The sequence below is a fragment of the Mesorhizobium sp. STM 4661 genome (genome assembly GCF_000359125.1).
Taxonomy (GTDB): Bacteria; Pseudomonadota; Alphaproteobacteria; order Rhizobiales; family Rhizobiaceae; genus Mesorhizobium.
In genome coordinates, this window is the sequence record NZ_CAAF010000003.1 from 150960 (window position 1) to 172523 (window position 21564).

The following is a 21564-nucleotide window of genomic DNA, read 5'->3' on the forward strand; positions in this document are numbered from 1 at the left end:
AGAAGGGCCGTTTCGGGCCTGCGGTCAAATCCATTGACTATTGTTCAGGTAAACAAGGTGTATCAGGGCCCGAACCCCGATCACTCGGCGGCCTGGAGTTCCGGCCGCACCGGGGCCTTTGACAGGCGTTCGAGCAGCCTCAGGCGCTCGCCCGCGGCCTTTTCGGCACTGGCCTGCCTGACATGGCCATAGCCGCGAATGAGCGCCGGCACCGAGGCAAGTGCTGCCGCGGCCTCGATCTTGCCGGGCGCAAGTGCCGCGGTGATCAACTCCAGATCGGCCTCATACTGGGCCAGAAGCCGCCGCTCCATGCGCCTCTCGACGCTGTAGCCGAACAGGTCGAGGGCAGTGCCGCGCAAGCCTTTCATCGCTGCCAGCAGGCGGAACCCCTTCATCATCCAGGGGCCGAAGCTCGATTTCCTCGGCTTGCCGTCATTGCCGCGCCTGCCCATGATCGGCGGCGCGAGGTGGAATTCGAGCTTCTCGTAGCTCTGGAACTGCTTTGAGAGTTCCGCGGCGAAGGAGCCGTCGGTGTAGAGCCGCGCCACCTCGTACTCGTCCTTGATCGCCATCAGCTTGAACAGGTTCCTCGCGGCGGCCTCGGTCACATCGGTGGAACCGGGCACGGCCCTGGCCTCGGCCTGGCGCAAGGCGGCCAATCTGTCGGCATAATGCTTGCCATAGGCGGCGTTCTGATAGGCGGTGAGGAAAGCGACGCGGCGGACAATGACGTCGTCCAGCGTGCCGGCGATCGCGGCCGTCTGCACGGCCTTGCCCGGCTGGGCAATAAGGCGGCGGACGAAATCCGGCTGATGGGCGGCACGACGGCCCCAGCGGAACGCGGCGATGTTCATGGCCACCGCCTCGCCGTTGAGCTCGATCGCCTTTTCGACCGCCTCGGCCGACAGCGGCAACCCGCCATGCTGGAAGGCAAAGCCGAGCATGAACATGTTGGCGCCGAGCGAACTGCCGAAAAGTGCTGCGGCGGTGCGGGTGGCGTCGAAGAAATGCGCCCTGTCGTCGCCGGCGGCCGTGCGGATCGCCTTTTTCAGCCGCTCGACGGGCAGCGAGAAATCGGCCGAGCGGGTAAACTCGCCGGGCATGATCTCGGCTGTGTTGGCAAGGAAGATAGTGTGGCCCTCGCGCACCGCGGCGAGCACCTTCTGGGCGCCCGACACGACGAGGTCGCAGCCAAGCACCAGGTCGGCCTTCCCCGCCGAGACGCGGATCGCATGGATATCGTCCGTACTGCGGGCGATGCGGACATGGGTGAACACCGAGCCGCCCTTCTGGGCGAGGCCGGCCATGTCGATCATGCCGCAGCCCTTGTCCTCGAGATGGGCGGCCATGCCGAGCAGCGCGCCGATGGTGACGACGCCGGTGCCGCCGACGCCGTCGATGATCGCCGCCCAGCCTTGCTCGCCAAGCGGGAATTCGGCCGGTGTCGGCACGCCGTCGAGCGGATCGGCCGTGCCGGCAATGCCTTCGGCCTTCCTGATCCTGGCGCCGTGGACGGTGACGAAGGACGGGCAGAAGCCGTTGACGCAGGAGAAATCCTTGTTGCAGCTCGACTGGTCGATCCTGCGCTTGCGGCCGAATTCGGTCTCTACCGGCTGGATCGAAACGCAATTCGACTGCACCCCGCAATCGCCACAGCCCTCGCAGACCAGCTCGTTGATGAAGACGCGCTTGTCGGGGTCGGGAAACGTGCCGCGCTTGCGGCGGCGGCGTTTTTCGGCGGCGCAGGTCTGGTCGTAGAGCAGCACGGATATGCCCTTGACCGCACGCAATTCGCGCTGGACGAGGTCGAGGTCGTCGCGGTGATGGATGGTGGCGCCGGCGGGGAACTCAGTCTTGCCGGCATATTTGTCCGGCTCGTCGGTGACGATGGCGATGCGCTCGATGCCTTCGGCCCGCACCTGCCTGGCGATCATGTCCACGGTCAGGCCGCCTTCATGCGGCTGGCCGCCGGTCATGGCGACGGCGTCGTTGTAGAGGATCTTGTAGGTGATGTTGGCGTCGGTCGACAGCGCGAAACGGATCGCCAGCGCACCGGAGTGATTGTAGGTGCCGTCGCCGAGATTCTGGAAGATGTGGTCGCGCTTCGAGAACGGCGCCTGGCCGACCCATTGCGCGCCCTCGCCGCCCATGGCGGTGAAGCCGACGGTGTTGCGGTCCATCCACAGCGCCATGAAATGGCAGCCGATGCCAGCGGCGGCGAGCGAGCCATCCGGCACCTTGGTCGAGGAATTGTGCGGGCAGCCGGAGCAGAAGAAGGGCGTGCGCGAGGCGATATCCTTGGTGTCGGCGAGCATGGCCTGGAACTGGCGCAGTTTCGCCACCCGCGCGGCGATCTCTTCCGATGGGCCGATCGTGCGCAGGATGCGTTCGCCGAGCGCAATGGCGATATCGTTGGGATCGAGCGCGCCCTTGGCCGGGAACAGCCAGTCGCCGCGTTCATCCTTCTTGCCGACGATAACCGGCTGCGTGGCGGTACCATAGAGGTTCTCGCGTAGCTGTACTTCGATCAGCGAGCGCTTCTCCTCGACGACGACGATGGTGTCGAGCCCGCGGGCAAAGTCGGCGATGTGCCACAGGTCGAGCGGCCACGGGCAGCCGACCTTGAACAACCTGACACCGATGCGGTTGGCGGCGGCCTCGTCGACGCCGATGTCTTCCAGCGCCTGGCGAACGTCGAGATAGCTCTTGCCGATGGTGACGATGCCAAGCTTCGGGTTGCGGCCGCCCGAATAGACGATCCGGTTCAGCCCATTGGCATGGATGAAGGCCGAAGCGGCGGCGCGCTTGTGCTCATGCAGCCGTTCCTCCTGGCCGAGCATGTCGATCTCGTTGCGGATGTTGAGGCCGCCGGGCGGCATGTCGAAGTCCGGGACGACAATGTTCAGCCGCTCAAGCGAAGCATCGACCGAGGCCGTCGATTCGATGTTGTCCTTGACGCATTTGATCGCCGCCCAGGTGCCGGCGAAACGCGACATGGCGAAGCCGTAGAGCCCGTAGTCGATGATCTCCTGGACGCCGGCCGGATTGAGGATCGGCACCATCGTGTCGACGAACAGGAATTCGGTGGCGTGCGCGTTGGTCGAGGATTCGGCCATGTGGTCATCGCCCATCAGGGCAAGGACGCCGCCATGTTTGGACGAGCCGGCGAGGTTGGCATGGCGAAAAACGTCGCCTGAGCGGTCGACGCCCGGTCCCTTGCCGTACCAGACCGAAAAGACGCCGTCATGCGTGCCCTCGCCCAGCAATTCGGCCTGCTGCGAGCCCCAGCAGGCGGTGGCGGCGAGTTCCTCGTTGAGGCCGGGCTGGAAGACGATGTCCGATCGGGCGAGCTGCTTCCTCGCCTTCCAGAGCTGCATGTCGAGGCCGCCAAGCGGCGAGCCGCGATAGCCGGAGACGAAGCCGGCGGTGTTCAGGCCAGCCCGGCGGTCGCGCTCGCGCTGCATCAGAAGCATGCGGATGACCGCCTGCGCGCCGGAAAGGAAGATGCGCTCCTTTCCCAGATCGAACTTGTCGTCGAGCGCAACTTCAAGCAGCGTCATCAGGCACTTCCTCTGCGGAGACCGCAGTTACAGGCGCGGCCAACGTCGGAGCTGGAAGGTGCAGTGTTTCTCCCCTTGCCGGGCAGGTCAAACAAAATCGAAGCTGCCAGGCAATGCGCAACGAACAATCCTGTCCGCGCCCGATGCTATAAGAAACCGCATACGGTTTGCCCAGCCAGCGCACGAAAATTCCGGCTTTGGCCTGAACTGGCGAAGCGGCCTCAGAGGCCCTTCGAGCAATCCGGCTTCGGCTCGCCCGGCAATTTGCCATCGGGATGGCCGGCAAGGTCGGGATTGGCCGTGTAAAGCTGATCGATGACCAGCGGCCGGTCGGGCAGGATCGACTGGTCCTCCGTCGACATCAACGTGGTGTCGATCTTTTGCAGGACCGCGCCATCGGAGCCCTTGATACTGATGGCAATCGCGTAGGGCTTGTTCTTGACGACACAGGTCAGCGCCGGGCTTTCCAGCGTCACCTTGTCGAGCTTCGGCCAGACCTTCTGCTCGACCACCAATGGCGCGCCGCCGGCGGGATCCTGGAAGCTGGCGACCGCGACCTGGCCTTCCCCCATCGGCTGCAGGGGCCGCAGCGTCACGACATAGGTCGCCCTGGCGAGACGGTAGTTGAAGACGAACAGCTTGCCGGAAATCTCGAACAATTTGCCTTCGCCGTCCTTGCCGGTATCGCGGCAGGCGCCGAGCGAAACAGCCGCAATCAGCGTGGCCGCCAGCAGGACCGAGCGCGAAGGATTTCTAGACATTGTCGACCTCATTGGCGGCCGTCCGGCGGCGGCGGTAATGGCGGCTTGCCTTCTGACGGTTGCCGCACACCGCCATGTCGCACCAAAGGCGGCTGGAATTGCGGCTTCTGTCGACAAACAGCCAGGTGCAGTTGGGGCAGATCCTCAGTCTTGCGACGGTGTCGTCGCGCAACAGCGACAGCGCCGAAACCGCCAGCGCCGCTTCGAAGGCGATCGGCGTCGCCGTATCGCCGAACGGCTTTCCCGCCGCACCGATTTCAGTGCGGCTGCCGGCCAGACCATCGGCGCAGGCTCCCAGGAAGGCCGGCAGATCGGCGGTGGCGAGCGCACCTTTCGACACCGCGCCGCGAAACAGCCGGTCGGTGGCCTCGCGGATCGACAGCACGACCGGCGCGATTCTCACCGGCGACGACGCCGCCAGCCGCCTGCCGCCAAGCTCGGCGGCGCGAAAGCCGCTTGCCGCATCGGCGAAACGGGCGATCTCGCCCGGATCGTCGAAGCGGTCGAAGGTTTTCCGGGGATCGCCACGCAGCACGACGGTGTTCGCCGTGTCGAGCGCAAGCAGGCCGCCGGTGAAGCGATGCGGGGTCCAGGAAACCGTCATAAGCCTATTTTCTAACCGATAAATCGCATTTGACAAGTTAGATTCCAGATGCAAACCTTCCTTGGGCGCGGATTGCCGCGGCCATCTGTTGTTGAGCATGTCGTTGCCCCAGAAACTGCTTGGCACTTTGGGCGACATGCTTTGGGTTGGCGCATGCTGTATTTTTTCCAGCAGGTCCTGAACGGGCTGCATTCCGGCGCGCTCTATGCGCTGCTCGCCTTCGGCTATGTCTTGACCAACGGCATCCTGCACCGCACGAACCTTGCCTATGGCGCGCTGTTCGCCTTTTGCGGGCAGACGATGATCCTCACCGCGGCCTTCGGCTATCAGGTACTGTGGCTGACGCTGTTCGCGGCGGTCGCGCTCGGCATTGTCGCGGCCTTCCTCTATGCGGCGCTGATCAGCCACATCTTGTCGCGCAGCATCTTCGAGCCGCTGGCCGACCGCACGCCCAACGCGATCGTGGTGACGACGCTTGGCGTATTGCTGCTTCTGGCCGAGGCAAGCCGCATCGCCGCCGATACCCACGATCTGTGGCTGCCGCCGATGCTGGCCCAGCCGATCGTCCTTGCGCAAAACGCCAGCTTCAAGGCGACGCTGACGCTCATCCAGTTGCTCGACTGCGCGGTCGTCGTGGCAACCGTCGCGCTCGCCACCTTTGCCTTCGCGCGCTCGAGCTTCGGCCGGCGCTGGCGCGCCGTGTCAGACGACCCAAGGGCGGCGGCCATGTGCGGCGTCGACGTGCGCGCGGTGTTCCGGCAGGCGGTGCTCGCCGGTGGCTTTTGCGCGGCGCTGGCCGGCATAATGGCCGGCGTCTACTACGGCAATGTCAGCTTCGGCTCCGGGCTGGTCTACGGCCTGAAGATCCTGTTCGTCACGGCGGTCGGCGGCTACCTCTCGCCGCCACGGGCGGCACTGGGCGCCGCCGCCTTCGGCATGGCCGAATCATTGTGGGCCGGCTATTTCCCGGTCGAGTGGCGCGACGCCTGGATGTATCTGTTCCTCGTCGCCATGCTGGTGCTGATCGGCGCCGGCCGCGACCAGAGCAAGATTGCTTGAACCGCATCAGACTTTGGTTGCATGACGCCCGGTAAGGCAGCCGTTTTCGCCCCACCCCCACCTCACAAGATTGTTTACCCCTTCCGCTTCGTGTTGACCCGCCGAGCCACGCACGGCATACCGTTGGGCCACAGCGACGTGCCGGAAAACAAGGGGGAATCGGCGCATCTCTGGCATTTTGAGTAACGCATCGTGCTTTCCGAAAATCGACACCGATTTTCGGGCCGATGCGCAAAGGGAGGAATGCATGGCAGGGCTTCTCGCTCTATCCAGAACCATTGACCGTGTGAACGAGTTCATCGGCAAATGGGTGTCGTGGCTGATTCTGATCTCGATACTGGTCAGCGCCGGCAATGCCGTCATCCGCAAGGTGTTCGATATATCTTCGAACGCCTGGCTGGAACTGCAGTGGTATTTGTTCGGCGCCGCTTTCATGCTCGCCGCCGCCTACACGCTGAAGCAGAACGATCATATCCGTATCGACATTGTCTACGGCATGTTCCCGCGCCGCGTGCAGCACTGGATCGACCTTCTCGGTCACCTCTTCTTCCTGATGCCGTTCGTGACGTTGATGGTGATCTATTTCGTCCCCTATGTGTCGCTGTCTTTCCGCAGCGGTGAAATGTCGAACAATTCCGGCGGGCTGATCATCTGGCCGGCCAAGGCCATCCTGCTGGCCGGCTTCTTCCTGCTGGCACTCCAGGGCATCTCCGAGATCATCAAGAAGATCGCCATCATGCGCGGCGATATGGACGATCCCAACCCGTTCATATCGGTTCATGAGCAGGCCGAACTCGAAGCCAAGGCGCTCGCCGACGAAGCGAAGGCGCTCGCCGGAGAGGTGCGCTCGTGATGGAGTTCATTGCCCAGAACATGGCGCCGATCATGTTCGCCTCGCTGATCATCTTCCTGCTGATCGGTTATCCCGTCGCCTTCTCGCTTGCTGCCAACGGCCTGCTGTTCTTTTTCATTGGCGTGCTGCTGACGCCCTATTCGGGCGGAGCGATCAATCTCGCCTGGCCCCTGCTCTATGCGCTTCCGGACAACTTCTACGGCAGCCGGGTGATGTCGAATGATACGCTGCTAGCGATCCCGTTCTTCACTTTCATGGGCATCGTGCTCGAACGCTCCGGTATGGCCGAGGATCTGCTCGACACGATCGGCCAGTTGTTCGGGCCGATCCGCGGCGGGCTTGCCTATGCCGTGATCTTCGTCGGCGCGCTGCTGGCCGCGACGACGGGCGTGGTGGCGGCGTCGGTCATTGCCATGGGGCTGATCTCGCTGCCGATCATGCTGCGCTATGGCTATGACCGGCGGCTGGCGTCCGGCGTCATCGCCGCATCGGGCACGCTCGCCCAGATCATCCCGCCGTCGCTGGTGCTGATCGTTCTCGCCGACCAGCTCGGCCGCTCGGTCGGTGACATGTATGCCGGCGCGCTGATCCCAGGGCTGGTTCTGACCGGCCTGTACACGCTGTACATCCTGATCATGTCGATCGTCCGGCCGAAGTCGATGCCGGCCTTGCCGCTGGAAGCGCGCACGCTCGGTCACGGTGTGCTGTCATTGCTGGCGGCGGTGCTGGCAGCGGTCGTGGTTTCCTATGCGGCGTACCGCTACCTCGCGCCGGCGCATGGCGACAATGCCGACATCCTCGGCGCCACCATCGGCGTGATCTTCATCTATGTCGTGGCGATCGCCGACCAGCGACTGAACATCAACATGATGTCGCGACTGGCGCAGCAAGTGGTGATCGTGCTGATCCCGCCGCTGGCGCTGATCTTCCTCGTGCTGGGCACCATCTTCCTCGGCATCGCCACCCCGACGGAGGGCGGCGCCATGGGCGCGGTCGGCGCACTGGCCATGGCGGCGATAAAAGGCCGGCTGTCGCTCGATGTGATCAAGCAGGCGCTGGCCTCGACGACACGGCTGTCATCCTTCGTGCTGTTCATCCTGATCGGCGCGCGGGTGTTTTCGCTCACCTTCTACGGCGTCAATGGACAGGTCTGGGTCGAGCACCTTCTGACCTCGCTGCCTGGCGGCGAAGTGGGCTTCCTGATCGGCGTCAACATCCTTGTGTTCCTGCTCGCCTTCTTTCTCGATTTCTTCGAGCTCGCCTTCATCATCGTGCCGCTGCTGGCGCCTGCCGCCGACAAGCTCGGCATCGACCTGATCTGGTTCGGCGTGCTGCTCGGCGTCAACATGCAGACCTCCTTCATGCATCCGCCCTTCGGCTTCGCGCTGTTCTATCTGCGCTCGGTCGCCGCGCGCGTGCCCTATCTCGACCGCCTCACCGGCAAGCAGATCGCGCCGGTAACCACTGGCCAGATCTATTGGGGCGCGGTGCCCTTCGTCTGCATCCAGGTCATCATGATCGGGCTGACCATCGCCTTCCCGCAGATGGTGATGCGCTACAAGGGCACACCGGTCGACCCCGGCACCATCGATTACCAGGTGCCGGAAACGCCTGGCATCGGCCTGTCGCCGCTCGGCACACCGCCGCCGGCCAATGGCGGCACGGCCCCGGCCGCACCGGCTGCACCGGATCTGTCGCAGCCGCCGAACTTCGGCGACACACCACCTGCCAAACCGGCGGCGCCGGCGCCGGATCTGTCGCAACCGCCGAGTTTCAACTGATGCCGACGGTGACAAAGCCATGAGAGAATTACGGCCATGAGAGCGGTGCGACTGGAAGCGGTCGGGAGCATCGCGCTGCGCGAGGTCGCCAAGCCCGTCCCAGGACCAGACGATCTTCTGGTGCGGATCGAGGCCTGTGGCGTCTGCGGCACCGACCGCCACCTTTTCCATGGCGAGTTCCCCTGCAAGCCGCCGGTGACGCCGGGACATGAATTCTCGGGCATCGTCGAGGCGATGGGCGGTGCTGTGTCGGGATACTCCGTCGGCGACCGGGTCACCGGCGATCCCAACATCGCTTGCGGGCGCTGCCCGCATTGTCGTGCCGGCCGGGTCAATTTGTGCAGCAATCTCAGCGCCATCGGCATCCACCGTGATGGCGGCTTCGCCGACTATGTCCTGTTGCCGCGGAAGCAGGCCTTCCTGCTGCCCAGCGACCTCAAACCCGCGCATGGCGCGTTCTGCGAACCGCTTGGCTGCTGCCTGCATGGCGTCGACCTGGCCGAAATCAAGCCGGGCGCCTCGGTTGTCGTGCTGGGCGGCGGCGTGATCGGCCTGCTCACCGTGCAACTGGCGAGGCTTGCCGGGGCAAGGACCATCATCCTGTCGACGCGCCAGGCCTCGCGGCGCGCGCTTGCCGAGGAATTGGGAGCGACGGCGACGGTCGATCCGGGCGCGGGCGATGTCATCGAAACGGTTGCCGGTCCGTCAGGCCTGATGCCTGGCGGCGTCGACGTGGTGTTCGAATGCGCCGGCGTGCGCGACACTGTCGAACAATCCATGCGGCTGGCCAAGGCCGGCGGCACGGTCATCATCGTCGGCGTGACACCGCAAGGCATGAGAGCGGCGTTCGAGCCCTTCGATCTTTTGTTCCGGGAACTGAATATCCTCGGCTCCTTCCTCAATCCCTTCACTCACGGCCGCGCGGCTGAGCTCATCGCCACGGGCGCGATCGAGATCGACAGGCTGATCTCGAGGCAGGTGCCGCTTGAGGAGGCTGCGGCTGTGATCGCAAACCCACCCGCACCAGGTGAGGTCAAGGTGCTGGTGGTGCCGCAGCGACGTTGAGCCACCTTCATCGATTAGGGCAATCGCCTCAGAATTGAGTTCGCCCCTCACTCGTTCCGTGCGTTGGCGCTGCCTCCGTCTCCGGGACAGTTGGAATTCATCGCTCGGACGCCAAGCAAAGAAAACCCCCGGGCGAGCCGCCCGGGGTCTCTTTGAATGAAGAGCAATCGAAACGACTAAAGCTTGCCGTTGCGGTGCTGGACCATCATGAAGGTGTCGTAATTGTATTCGGCCACCTGCGCCCAGAGATAGTGCTCCTTGCGGAACGCCTTGATCGATTCCCAGATCTTCTTGAACGGCGCGTTCGTGGCCTCCATCTCGGCATAGACCTCATTCGCCTTCTCGAAGCAGGCCGCCATGATGTCCTGGCTGAACGGGCGCAATTTGGCGCCGCCGGCCACCAGCCGCTTCACCGCCGCTGGATTGAGATAGTCATATTTCTGCAGCATGTTGGCGTCGGCCGCCTGTGCGGCGGTGTGCAGCAGCGACTTGTAAGCCGGCGAAAGCTCCTCGTATTTCGCCTTGTTGAACATCAGATGAACCGTCGGTCCCCCTTCCCACCAGCCGGGATAGTAGTAATAGGGCGCGACCTTGTAGAAGCCGAGCTTCTCGTCGTCATAGGGGCCGACCCATTCGGCGGCGTCGATCGTGCCTTTCTCCAGCGCCGGATAGATGTCGCCGCCGGCGATCTGCTGCGGCACGACGCCGAGCCTCTGCACCACTTTGCCGGCAAAGCCGCCGATACGCATCTTGAGGCCGGAGAGGTCGGCGACGGTGTTGATCTCCTTGCGGAACCAGCCGCCCATCTGCACGCCGGTGTTGCCGCCCGGCAGGCCGAAAAGCCCCTGTGTGGCGAGGAACTCGTTGAACAGGTCGATGCCGCCACCATGATAGTGCCAGGCATTGATGCCGCGTGCATTGAGCGAGAACGGCACCGCGGCTCCCAAGGCCCATGTAGGATCCTTGCCCCAGTAATAGTACGACACGGTGTGACAGGCCTCCACGGTGCCGGCAGTGGTGGCGTCGGCGACTTGCAGGCCGGGCACGAGTTCACCTGCGGCGAAGACCTGGACGGTGAAATTGCCGTCGGTCGCTTCCGACAGCATCTTGGAAAAGACCTCGGCTCCGCCATAGATCGTATCGAGCGATTTAGGGAAGGACGACGCCAGCCGCCACGTCACTTTCGGATTGGACTGGGCGATTGCCGGCGCGGCGAGCGCTGCGGTAGCGGCCGCGGCGCCCACGCCGGTTACGCCGGCCTTGCGGATGAATGATCGACGATCCATGAAGTTCCTCCCTTTTGGATCAACAGACCGACGTTCGGGAAATCCTCATGCCCCGGCCGGCTTGGCGGAAACAATACACGGGCAAGAAGTCGAGTCCAGCACGGCAGCCGAACCAAGCGCTGCTCCTGCAACTATAGTCTAACGCCTGCCGTGTGGCCCATGCGACACGCCAAAACTTGCCATGGCAAAGCGCCTTCGGATCGCCTATTTTAGAGGCAGAACATGTCCCTGCACCCAATGGAACCCGGATCAAAAATGCAGCAGCCGCTCGTCGCCATCTCGACCGACGTCCGCCAGTTCGACAACTACACCTGGCATGCCGCCCCGCGGCAATATCTGGAGGCGGCGCTCTCGGGCGCCGGCGTGTTCCCTGTGCTGGTGCCGTCCTTTGGCGACCGGCTCGATTTCGACGAGCTGCTGTCGTCGGTCGACGGCGTCATGGTTACCGGCTCGAAATCCAATGTGCATCCCTCGCTCTATGGCGGCGACGCCAGCGAGGCCAACGGTCCCTACGATCCGGCGCGCGACGCCACCACGCTGCCGCTGATCCGCAGGGCGATCGAGCGCGGCGTGCCGCTGCTTGCCATCTGCCGCGGCATCCAGGAGATGAATGTGGCGCTGGGCGGCTCGCTGGCCACCGAAATCCAGGAGCACGAGGGGACGCTCGACCACCGCGCGCCGGTGAGCGACAACCAGGACGAACGCTTCGCCATCAACCAGACCATTTCAATCAAGCCCGGCAGCTGTCTCGCGGGCGTCTTCGGCGCTGGCGACATCAAGGTCAATTCGTTGCACCGCCAGGCGATCGACAGGCTCGGCACGAAGCTGCAGGTCGAGGCGGTCGCTGCCGACGGCACCGTCGAGGCGGTTTCGGTCCGCGACGCCCGCGCATTCGCGGTCGGCGTCCAGTGGCATCCTGAATACTGGGTCAAGTCGGACGATACTTCGGCCAAGATCTTCCGTGCCTTCGGCGATGCCGTGCGCTTGCATGCAGCGGTGAAAGCCGGCACGCGCGCCGCTGCGGAATAAATAGCTTAATCGCCCGAAATCAGGAATCGGTAGCCGCCAGCGACAGCAGCGGCAAAGCCGGCGCGTAGGATTCGTAGCCATCGCCGTCGGCGACCGAGAAAGTGACGATCGGATCGATGCCATTCGCACTGAAGGCGACGGTGTCGTCATCCTGCACTCGCCAGAATTTCGCGCGCTCGATGCCAGGTAAAATCCGGCGGCAATTCGCGGCGACCGTCAACAGCGACAGGCCATGCGAAATTTCAGCGCCGCGCTTGACCACGCAAGATGCTGCGTCGCCATTGGCCACCAACCTGTAGTTGCCGGAGGATGGCGCTGGCGCATTGGCTGTACGGCCCTCGCCGCCACCGTCATAGAACAACCGAACGCCGCCCAACAGCGCAGCCGCCGCAATCAACGCAGGAAGCGTTTTCATCTGTCTGCACCCATGCATTTGGTGATGGATGCACAATCATTTCAAAGCGTTAAGCTGGCGTTAACAGGTGTGACAGGCCCTTGCTCAGCGCCGCGCCTTGACCATTTCCGCCTCCGGCACGGGAGTGAGCGCCCGTCCTTCCGAGAACCATGAGACCAGATTATCGACGCACAGATCCGCCATGGCGCGGCGGGTGTGCTCGGAAGCCGAGCCGACATGCGGCAAAAGCGACGTGTTGGGCGCGGCGAGCAGCGCTGCCGGCACATTCGGCTCGTCGGCAAAGACATCGAGCCCGGCGGCGGCGATGGTGCCGTTGGCTAGGGCTGCGGCGAGTGCTGTCTCGTCCACCGTGCTGCCGCGGCCGATATTGACGAAGACGCCGTTCGGGCCGAGCGCCTCAAGGATCTCGGCATTGATCGCCTTTTTGGTCGAGGCGCCGCCGGGCGCCACCGAGATCAGCGTGTCGACCGCCGCGGCCAGGCCTTTCAGCGTCGGGTGGTAATCGTAGGACAGGCCTTCGACACGACGACGGTTGTGATAGGCGATCGGCAGCGCAAAAGCCTCAAGCCGCCGGGCTATGGCGAGGCCGATACGTCCCATGCCGAAAATGCCAATGCTGCGTTCGCGCAAGGTCAGCCGGCTTAGCGGATAGTTGCCCTCGCGCGCCCAGCTGCCGTCGCGCAGCCAGGTCTCGGCGCGCGGCAAATCGCGGATGGTGTTGATCAACAGCCCGATCGCCGTGTCGGCAACCTCCTCGGTCAGCACGTCAGGCGTGTTGGTGACCATGATGCCATGTTCCGCCGCGTGGCGGGCGTCGACCGAATCGTAGCCGACGCCGAAATTGGCGATGATCTCGAGGTTTGGCAGCGCGTCGATGAAGGCAGCGTCGATGCCGCCGAACGAGGCGATGCCGCGCACCGTCCGGCGCATGTCATCGGTGACCAGGGACGGATCGGCGCGCTCGATCCTGACCTGCTGGAACGTCTGGTCGATGCGGCCAACGGCATGGTCGTTGAATTGGCCCGGCACCAAAATGGCGACGGGCAGTGATTGTTCGGCCTTTGTCATGCACGCTCCACCGGCTTGCCGGTCGACTGGCGCACATGCAGCTCCGGCTTGATCAGTTCCTGCGACGGCCGCACCGTCTGTCCGTTGAGCTTGTCGAGCAAGGCGCTGGCGGCACGGCGGCCGACCTCGCGCTGGCCGTTCCAGACGGTGGTCAGCGCCGGCGTCGCGATCGCCGCCTCTTCGAGGTCGTCATAGCCGGTGACGGAGATGTCGATGCCCGGCAACAGGCCGGCGCGGGCAATGCCGTTCATCAGGCCGATGGCGACGAGGTCGTTCCAGCAGCAGGCGGCGGTCGGCTTGTCCTTCAGCGCCAGGAACTGTCCGGCTGCCTCGAAGCCTGCCTGCTTGGTGCGCGGGCCGGCGATGCGCCAGGACGACCTGACCTCGAGCCCAGCCGCCTCCATGGCGTTGACATAGCCCTGGTAGCGGTCGCGGCCGGTCGAGGTCTGGTCGGTACCGCCGATCATGGCGATGCGCTTGTGGCCGAGCGAGATCAGATGGTTGGTGGCAAGCCCGGTGCCATAGGCATCGTCACCGCGAAACACCGGCACGTCAGCGCCCTCGACGGTGCGCGCGATCAACACCGCCGGCAGGCCGTTTTCCTCGGCCATCAGGATGTCGGAAGCCGGTGTGCCGATGGCCGGCGACATGATGACCCCATCGGCGCCGAGCTGCAGAAGCGTGTCGATGAAGGTGCGCTGCTTTTCAAGCTGGTCGTAATGGTTCGACAGGATGAAGGTCTGCCGGCTACGGTCAAGCTCGCTTTCGATCGAGCGCAGGATCTCGGCGAAGAAGGGGTTCATGATATCGTGGACGACGACGCCAACGATGCCCGAGCGCGAGGTGCGCAGGCTGGCGGCGCGGCGGTTGTAGATATAGCCGATGGCGCGGGCGTGTTCCTTGATGCGGTCGCGGGTGGCGCCGGCGACCAGCGGGCTGTCGCGCAGCGCCAGCGAAACCGTCGCCGTGGACACGCCCAGCGCATCCGCGATCGTCGAAAGCTTGATCTTCTGTGCCAGCCCTTCGCTCCCCGATCGTTTTTTAAACTGTTTAAAGGCGGCCTTATGCCATCGATCGGGAGCAAATCAAAGTTTTTTCGCGAGCGTTTCCGCCTCCGCGTCCAGGGCCGCGTGATTGCGCAGGCGAAGCCGGTGTTCGCGATGGACGATATAGAGGCCGCTGGCGACGATGACGGCGGCGCCAATGAGCGTCCAGCGGTCGGGAAACTGGTTGAAGACGAGCCAGCCGGAAATGATCATCCAGATCATCTGCGAATAGGGATAGGGAGCGAGCGCCGTGGTGGTTGCAAGCCGGTAGGCCTGCACCAGGAGCCAGTGGCCGATGCCGCCGAAGACGCCCAGCATCAGCAGGATGAACCAATCCCAGCCGTCATGCGGCAGGGAAAATGAGAACGGCAGCAGGGGCAAAAGCACAACGGCCGGCGCCAGCGCCGAAAACAGGATGAGGCTTTCCGCGGTTTCCGTCGCCGCCAGGCGACGCGTCATGATGACGTAGAAGCAGTTCGACAGTATCGAGCAAATCGCGAAGGCATGCCCGGTGCCGAAGGCGCCGACGCCCGGACGGGTGATGATGAGAACGCCGACAAAGCCCGTCAGGATCGCCAGCCAGCGACGCCAGCCCGCCCACTCGCCAAGCAGCGGACCGGCGAGCGCTGTGATCACCATCGGTCCGAAGAAATAGATCGACGTGGTTTCCGCAAGCTGCAGGGTCTGCAGGGCCAGAACGTTGAATATGGTCGACCCGAACAGGAACAGACCGCGCGCGACCTGCGCCGGCAGGTTGGCGGGACGAAAGCGCGCCGGCTCGCGCCATCCGCGCAGAAACGCGCCGACCAGCAGGACATGGACGGCAAAGCGAACCCAGGCGACAATCAGCGCCGAGACCCCGGCAAGCACCAGATATTTGCTGCTGGTGTCGAGGAAGGTGAAGAATACATAGACCGAAAGCATGCAGAGGATCGCCGCAGGAGGCGTCGCGCTTTCGTCTTGTTTTCGGGGAGGACTCAATTTCAGGCCGGGTACTGAGGTAGAGCCCCACCTTTGCGGGAATTGTCACCCGTCGGCAAGCCAAAAGAGACTGGCACAACAAGAGCCAACGACAGGCTTAGATCGAGACTTAAGCCTGCATGCGGGCGCCCTTGGTGATCTTGTCGACCAGCTTCTTGTCGGCGCGCAGCGCGATGCCGACCACCTTGACGTCGCCGGGCGCGAATTCGGCAAAGACGGCGCGGTTGGCGACATCGTGGCCGGTCGAGAACATTTCCTCGACATAGAGCGACGTCGTCACGCCACGCTCCAGCGCCCGTCGGTGGATCGCGCCAAGTGTTGCGCTGTCGGCGGAAAGCACAATGACCGGCTGGATCGAGAGCGGGTTGTAGATATTGCCGGCGCGGTCCCGGTAGGGCTCCCCAATGATGTCTGGAAATTGCGCGACGATGCCGCTGGTCAGGAAGGCGGTGACGTTGAGCTTCTGCCAGACGGGAAGGTCATCCCAGAGCACGATTGCAAATTTCGTATCGAACATGAACGTCCCCGATCAAATCGATCCGGCACAGATGGTGTCGGCTGCTTGCGGCCTGCAAGCCATGGAGACAGAAATTCGCCCGGGGACGAGACTGGGTCAGTCGTCGATGTCGGTATCGTCATCGAGGAGCACCATCTCCTCGTTGGAAAGATTGGCCTCGATGCGGGCGAGCAATTTGAACAGCGCCTTCTGGTCCTTCTTGTCGAGGCCCTTGAGCGCCTGCTTTTCGGTCTTCTTCACCGATTTCTCGATGGCGTGGATGATTTCGCGGCCGGTTTCGGTCAGGAAGATATGGGCCTGACGGGCATCGTTCACCGAGGCGCGCTTTTCCAGGAAGCCTTGCGCCTGCAGCCGGTTGATGGTCTTGGTGATGGTTGGCGGGCGTACGCCGAGGCGGCCGGCGAGAGTGCCGGGCGTCTGGCCGTCCTCGCGATCGAGCGCCAGCATGATCTGGTCCTGCCCGGCATAGAAGCCGTGCGCCAGGAGCCGCGCGGCGAGAGCCGTTCGCGCCAGCCGCGCCGCCGAATGCAGCCGGCTCATTGTCGCAGTCTTGTCCGCCTTGGCCATGGTCATCCCTCTTCGGCCGAACCGGTGCGAGCAACATAGAAGCTGCCGGGCGGTTGGCAATCGACGATCAAAAAGAATCCGGCGCCGAAAACAGCTTTGCCGGCAAGCATTGCGATGTCCGCCGTGGTGAATGCCAGATGTTTATTTCAGTTAGATGACAAAAGACTTTCGCTGCCGGGACTTTGCAGGGCAGGCGATGCACACCAAACCGCACTGCTCAGCCGGCCTTCACCGCGACGATCAAGAGGGCTTGATAGGCCTCCGCCACCTCGCGAACCGCCGCCTGCGACAGCGGTCCGGCCCGCCGTGCGATGCCATCCCTGGCATTCAGCGTGTCGCGCTTGCCGGACCGATCGTTATAGGGCGCGACGGTGGTGAATATCTGCTCGCTCAAGCTGTCGGGGAAAAACAGCTGGCCGGTCATCACCGACTTGTCGTCGGGGAAGACCTTGAAGTGGATGTGGGTGGTGCGGCCACGATACCAGCCGGGATAGACGGTGGCGAAGGAGACGATGCCATTCTCGTCGCTCTTCTGCCAGCCGCGCAGAAAACTCTGGCCGGAGGTGTCGACATCCTGGCCGTCGCCCTGCCCGGGATAACCGGAATAATGCCCTTGCGCGTCGCAATGCCAGATGTCGACGCGCGCGCCGGCAAGCGGGCGACAGGCCGCGTCGACGATTTGCAGCCGCACATTGAGGGCAATGCCTTTTTTGCCCTCGGTGATATCGGCGCGATCGAGCTTCGGATCAAAATAGAACGGCCCTTCGGTGACCTCGGGCGTGATGGCGCAGACGCCGGCGCCATTCTCGAACAGAGCAAGCCCGGCATAGGGTGAAGCCTCTCCGGCCGTTGCCCCGGCTGGTAGAACAATGCCGCCGCCAGCGGTCACCGCGATGAGGCTGAGGGCCTGACGCCGGCTCATGGGCAAGGAAAATGGTTCGTCGGACATCTGGCGCCTCTCAGGCAGGCCTGTTTGGCCCATCGGTTTGCCGCGTGCAAAAGCCGGGCACACATCCTATATGGAGCCGACAATCTCCTTTTCGAGGCCCAGACATGAGCGATGCCCAGACGACGCAGATTCCCGTAACCGTCCTCACCGGCTATCTCGGCGCCGGCAAGACGACGCTGCTCAACCGCATCCTCTCGGAAAACCACGGCAAGCGCTATGCAGTCATCGTCAACGAGTTCGGCGAGATCGGCATCGACAATGAGCTGATCGTGGAATCCGACGAGGAAATCTACGAGATGAACAATGGCTGCGTCTGCTGCACGGTGCGCGGCGACCTGATCCGTGTCGTCGAAGGCCTGATGCGCCGGCCCGGCCGTTTCGATGCCATCGTGGTCGAAACGACCGGCCTCGCGGATCCCGTGCCGGTGGCGCAGACCTTCTTCATGGACGACGACGTGCGCTCCAAGACCAGGCTCGACGCGGTGGTGGCGCTGGTCGACGCCAAGCACCTGCCGCTGCGGCTGAAGGATTCCCGGGAAGCCGAGGACCAGATCGCCTTTGCCGATGTCGTCGTGCTCAACAAGACCGATCTGGTGACGCCGGAGGAGCTCGCCAAGGTCGAGGCGACGATCCGCGCGATCAACCCCGCGGCCAGGATCCATCGCACCACCCGCGCCGGCGTGGCGCTGTCGGAGGTTCTCGATCGCGGCGCCTTCGATCTTGCCCGTGCTCTGGAGAACGATCCGCATTTCCTCGAGGCGCATGACGACCACGACCATCATGATCATGACGGGCACGATCACGACGACCACCATCATCACGCGCATCCCTCCGACATCCATGACGTGACGGTGCAGTCGGTGTCGCTGCGCGGCGGCGAGATGGACCCGAAAAAGTTCTTCCCGTGGATCGAGAAGGTCACCCAGATGGAAGGGCCGAACATCCTCAGGCTGAAGGGCATCATCGCGCTCAAGGGCGATGACGAGCGCTATGTCATCCAGGGTGTGCACATGATCATCGAGGGCGACCACCAGCGCGCCTGGAAGGATGGCGAGAAACACGAGAGCCGGCTGGTGTTCATCGGCCGCGAACTCGACGCCGACCGGCTGAAGAAGAGTTTCGAGGCCTGCCAGGCGGCTTGATTTCCAACCCTTATAACGTTAGCGCTGCCCCTTCTTTCCTTCTCCCCTTGTGGGAGAAGGTGGCCGAGCGCAGCTCGGTCGGATGAGGGGTGTTCCAGCTTGGCATCGGCGGCGATCCGTCCAACACCCCTCATCCGTCTTGGCGCTGCGCGCCAATCCACCTTCTCCCACAAGGGGAGAAGGTCGCGTCGCACCCTGGCCGCGCTAATGATTCCTCCAATGGCGGCAAGGCGACCAAACAATCTCTAATGGAACAGTTCGCATGCCCACAGTCGCTCCGCTTGATCTCGAAGGCCACTGCGTTGCCGCCGTCTTCCTCGACGACGTGCCGCATTTCGCCCTGGCCGACGGCGCCGTCCACCGGCTCGACCACGGCCACAAGACGGTGCAGGCCAATGACGGGCTGCTCGCTGCCATCCATGATGTGGCTAACGACCGGCTGATCACCGGTGGCGAGGACGGCAAGGTCTTTGCCATCACCGCCGGTGGCAATGCCGCGGAAATGGCGAGTGCCGGCAAGAAATGGGTCACCGGCGTCGCCGCCGGGCCGCAAGGCGCCATTGCCTTCGCCTCGGGCAAGACCGCCTTTGTGCGCTTTGCCGACGGCAAGACCCGGGAATTCGCGCATCCGCGCTCGGTCGAGGGGCTGGCGTTTTCGCCCAAGGGCATGCGTTTCGGCGTCGCCCGCTACAATGGCGCGACGCTGCACTTTCCTGCGGCCGCGGGAAAGCCGGTCGAACTCGAATGGGCCGGCGCCCATACCGGCATCACTTTCTCGCCGGACGGCGCCTTCCTCGTCACCACAATGCAGGAGAACGCCCTGCATGGCTGGAAACTCGCCGACGGCAAGCACATGCGCATGAGCGGCTACCCCGGCAAGGTGAAAAGCCTGTCGTGGGCGCCCAAGGGAAAATGGCTGGCAAGCTCCGGCGCCCCGGCGGCGATCGTCTGGCCGTTTTCAAGCAAGGACGGGCCGATGGGCAAGGCGCCGCTGGAGCTCGGCACGCGCGGAAACGCCTTGGTGACCTCCGTCGCCTGCCATCCAAGCCAGGATGTGGTCGCTATCGGCTATGACGACGGCATGGTGATGGCGGTGCGCTTTGCCGACGCCAAGGAGGTGCTGCTGCGCCGGCCGGGCAAGGGCGCCATCACCGCGATGATGTGGGACAAGGAAGAACGCCGCGTAGCCTTCGGCAGTGCTGCCGGCGACTGCGGCGTCATCGACATTTCAGCGTAGGGGAGTACGGGAATAAGGGAGTAGGGGAGTAGGTACGCAGTGAGCGCCGCTCCCTATTCCCCTATTCCCCTATTCCCCTATTCCCCTATTCCCCTATTCCCCTATTCCCCTATTCCCCTATTCCCCTATTCCCCTATTCCCCTATTCCCCTATTCCCCTATTCCCCTATTCCTGAACCATTGCAGGGCAGCCGCGCGGCCAATTGCGGTTCCGGGCGCCAACTGGCTAGAGTGACGTACAAAAGAGGCGCCCATGCTCGTGTCGGACCGTTCGAAGACTTTCATCGGTGGCATCAGCGCTGCCCGCGTCTGTGCGCTGCGCGAGAGCGAGGCGGCCATCTTCCGCAAGGCGCGGCCGAAATCGGCGGCAAAGGTCGGCAACGGCCTACCCGGCTTCTTCGGCGGCGTGCCGATGCACTGGATGGCCGACTGGCCGACGCCCTTCCCGATCTTGGTCGACAGCGCCAAGGGCGCCACCATCACCGACATCGACGGCAACCGGCTGGACGATTTCTGCCTCGGCGACACCGGCTCGATGTTCGGCCATTCGCCGCCGCCGGTCGCCCGCGCCATCCGCGCGCAGGCTCGACGCGGCCTGACCTATATGCTGCCTTCCGAAGATGCGCTTGCCATCGGCCCGCTGCTCAAGCAGCGCTTCGGCCTGCCTTTCTGGCAGATCGCGACGACGGCGACCGACGCCAACCGCTTTGCGCTGCGCGTTGCCCGCGCCGTCACCGGCCGCGAGAAGATCCTGGTCTTCAACGGCTGCTATCATGGCTCCGTTGACGAGACGATGGTGCGGCTGGTCGACGGAAGGCCGGCCAACCGGCCCGGACTGGCCGGCGAATTCCGCGACCTGACCCGGGCGACCGAAATCATCGAGTTCAACGACCTGCCGGCGCTGGAGGCCGCACTCCGGAACAAGGACATCGCCTGCATCATCACCGAGCCGGTGCTGACCAATTCCTGCATGGTGCTGCCCGAACGCGGCTTCCACGATGCGTTGCGGCGCCTCACCCGTGCGGCCGGAGCGCTGCTTTTGATCGATGAGACGCACACGATCTCGACCGGCCCCGGCGGCTACACCAGGACATACGGGCTGGAGCCTGACCTGTTCGTATTGGGCAAGCCAATCGCCGGCGGCGTGCCGGCCAGTGTGTGGGGGATGAGCGAGGACGTCGCCACGCGCTACACCGATTATAGCAGGACCAAGGAGCCAGGCTATTCCGGCATGGGCACGACGCTGTCTGCCAATCCGCTGCAATTCGCGGCGATGCGCGCGACGCTGGAAGAGGTGATGACCGACGAGAATTACGCCCATATGGACCGGCTGGCGCGGCGGCTCGACGCCGGATTGACCGCCGTCATCGACCGCTACCGCCTGCCCTGGCATGTTGCGCGTGTCGGCGCCCGCGTCGAGTTCATCTGCGCGCCCGGCCCGCTGAGGAATGGCGGCGAAGCGGAAGCAGCGCATGCGCCCGATCTCGAAGCGGCGATTCATGTCGCGCTGGTCAATCGCGGCGTGCTGATCGCACCCTTCCACAATATGATGCTGATCTCGCCGGCGACGAGCGCGGCCCAGGTGAACAAGCTGATCACCGCCTTCGCAGCAGTTGCGGCAAGGCTCACGGCGTGAGACAAGCTT

Annotated in this window: 19 protein-coding genes; 8 read left to right on the forward strand and 11 right to left on the reverse strand. The window is 64.0% G+C overall.

Features of this window, described 5'->3' with window-relative positions:
* Positions 1-80: 80 nt before the first annotated feature.
* The 3 genes from MESS4_RS00830 to MESS4_RS00840 all read right to left on the reverse strand — a co-directional run bounded on the left by MESS4_RS00830 (position 81) and on the right by MESS4_RS00840 (position 4925).
* Complete coding sequence (locus tag MESS4_RS00830) at positions 81-3560, reverse strand: indolepyruvate ferredoxin oxidoreductase family protein (RefSeq protein WP_006325344.1); 3480 nt, start codon at positions 3558-3560, stop codon at positions 81-83.
* 221 nt (positions 3561-3781) lie between these two features.
* Positions 3782-4321 carry a hypothetical protein gene (locus MESS4_RS00835; protein WP_006325347.1) on the reverse strand — a complete coding sequence of 180 codons (540 nt, stop codon included), beginning with the start codon at positions 4319-4321 and terminating at the stop codon, positions 3782-3784.
* Entirely contained in the window at positions 4314-4925 is a 612-nt protein-coding gene (locus tag MESS4_RS00840) for a CGNR zinc finger domain-containing protein (protein ID WP_006325349.1), read from the reverse strand. Before MESS4_RS00840 ends, MESS4_RS00835 begins: the two co-directional genes overlap by 8 nt.
* A gap of 153 nt (positions 4926-5078) precedes the next feature.
* Here MESS4_RS00840 and MESS4_RS00845 point away from each other — a divergent pair, with 153 nt between their 5' ends.
* From MESS4_RS00845 to MESS4_RS00860, 4 genes are all read left to right on the forward strand, one after another.
* Positions 5079-5984: a branched-chain amino acid ABC transporter permease gene (locus tag MESS4_RS00845; RefSeq protein ID WP_006325350.1), complete on the forward strand. Its 906-nt coding sequence runs from the start codon at positions 5079-5081 to the stop codon at positions 5982-5984.
* 247 nt (positions 5985-6231) lie between these two features.
* Positions 6232-6837 (forward strand): TRAP transporter small permease subunit, encoded by a 606-nt coding sequence (locus tag MESS4_RS00850; RefSeq protein ID WP_006325351.1) that lies wholly within the window; start codon positions 6232-6234, stop codon positions 6835-6837.
* The gene (locus tag MESS4_RS00855) at positions 6837-8618 is read left to right on the forward strand and encodes a TRAP transporter large permease subunit (RefSeq protein WP_006325352.1); all 1782 of its coding nucleotides are present in this window, start codon (positions 6837-6839) and stop codon (positions 8616-8618) included. The genes MESS4_RS00850 and MESS4_RS00855 overlap by 1 nt, the downstream gene beginning before the upstream one ends.
* Positions 8619-8654: 36 nt before the next feature.
* The gene (locus MESS4_RS00860; RefSeq protein ID WP_006325353.1) at positions 8655-9683 is read left to right on the forward strand and encodes an L-threonine dehydrogenase; all 1029 of its coding nucleotides are present in this window, start codon (positions 8655-8657) and stop codon (positions 9681-9683) included.
* Positions 9684-9859: 176 nt separating this feature from the next.
* On the opposite strand, the gene MESS4_RS00865 is transcribed toward MESS4_RS00860, so the two are convergent.
* On the reverse strand, positions 9860-10969 hold the full coding sequence (locus MESS4_RS00865) for a TRAP transporter substrate-binding protein (protein WP_006325355.1): 1110 nt from the start codon (positions 10967-10969) through the stop codon (positions 9860-9862).
* Positions 10970-11224: 255 nt separating this feature from the next.
* Between MESS4_RS00865 and MESS4_RS00870 the strand changes: the two genes are divergently transcribed.
* On the forward strand, positions 11225-11998 hold the full coding sequence (locus MESS4_RS00870) for a gamma-glutamyl-gamma-aminobutyrate hydrolase family protein (RefSeq protein ID WP_006325356.1): 774 nt from the start codon (positions 11225-11227) through the stop codon (positions 11996-11998).
* 19 nt (positions 11999-12017) lie between these two features.
* Here the strand turns inward: MESS4_RS00870 and MESS4_RS00875 are convergent, their stop codons facing one another.
* The 7 genes from MESS4_RS00875 to MESS4_RS00905 form a co-directional block, all read right to left on the reverse strand.
* Complete coding sequence (locus MESS4_RS00875; protein WP_006325357.1) at positions 12018-12413, reverse strand: hypothetical protein; 396 nt, start codon at positions 12411-12413, stop codon at positions 12018-12020.
* Between the two features lie 84 nt (positions 12414-12497).
* Positions 12498-13481, reverse strand: a complete 984-nt coding sequence (locus tag MESS4_RS00880) for a 2-hydroxyacid dehydrogenase (protein ID WP_006325358.1) — start codon at positions 13479-13481, stop codon at positions 12498-12500.
* On the reverse strand, positions 13478-14500 hold the full coding sequence (locus tag MESS4_RS00885) for a LacI family DNA-binding transcriptional regulator (RefSeq protein WP_081609604.1): 1023 nt from the start codon (positions 14498-14500) through the stop codon (positions 13478-13480). The genes MESS4_RS00880 and MESS4_RS00885 overlap by 4 nt, the downstream gene beginning before the upstream one ends.
* A gap of 66 nt (positions 14501-14566) precedes the next feature.
* Positions 14567-15451 (reverse strand): DMT family transporter, encoded by an 885-nt coding sequence (locus tag MESS4_RS00890; RefSeq protein ID WP_006325360.1) that lies wholly within the window; start codon positions 15449-15451, stop codon positions 14567-14569.
* Between the two features lie 166 nt (positions 15452-15617).
* On the reverse strand, positions 15618-16025 hold the full coding sequence (locus MESS4_RS00895) for a DUF2000 family protein (protein WP_006325361.1): 408 nt from the start codon (positions 16023-16025) through the stop codon (positions 15618-15620).
* Positions 16026-16121: 96 nt separating this feature from the next.
* A complete protein-coding gene (locus MESS4_RS00900) occupies positions 16122-16592 on the reverse strand; it encodes a MarR family transcriptional regulator (protein ID WP_036240381.1) in 471 nt (156 codons plus the stop codon).
* Between the two features lie 217 nt (positions 16593-16809).
* Entirely contained in the window at positions 16810-17541 is a 732-nt protein-coding gene (locus MESS4_RS00905; RefSeq protein ID WP_006325366.1) for an intradiol ring-cleavage dioxygenase, read from the reverse strand.
* Between the two features lie 104 nt (positions 17542-17645).
* Between MESS4_RS00905 and MESS4_RS00910 the strand changes: the two genes are divergently transcribed.
* The 3 genes from MESS4_RS00910 (at position 17646) to MESS4_RS00920 (ending at position 21555) form a co-directional block, all read left to right on the forward strand.
* Positions 17646-18683 carry a GTP-binding protein gene (locus MESS4_RS00910; protein WP_006325367.1) on the forward strand — a complete coding sequence of 346 codons (1038 nt, stop codon included), beginning with the start codon at positions 17646-17648 and terminating at the stop codon, positions 18681-18683.
* Positions 18684-18945: 262 nt separating this feature from the next.
* Positions 18946-19920: a WD40 repeat domain-containing protein gene (locus tag MESS4_RS00915; RefSeq protein WP_006325368.1), complete on the forward strand. Its 975-nt coding sequence runs from the start codon at positions 18946-18948 to the stop codon at positions 19918-19920.
* Between the two features lie 252 nt (positions 19921-20172).
* Positions 20173-21555, forward strand: a complete 1383-nt coding sequence (locus tag MESS4_RS00920; RefSeq protein WP_006325369.1) for an aspartate aminotransferase family protein — start codon at positions 20173-20175, stop codon at positions 21553-21555.
* The last annotated feature ends 9 nt before the right edge of the window (positions 21556-21564 follow it).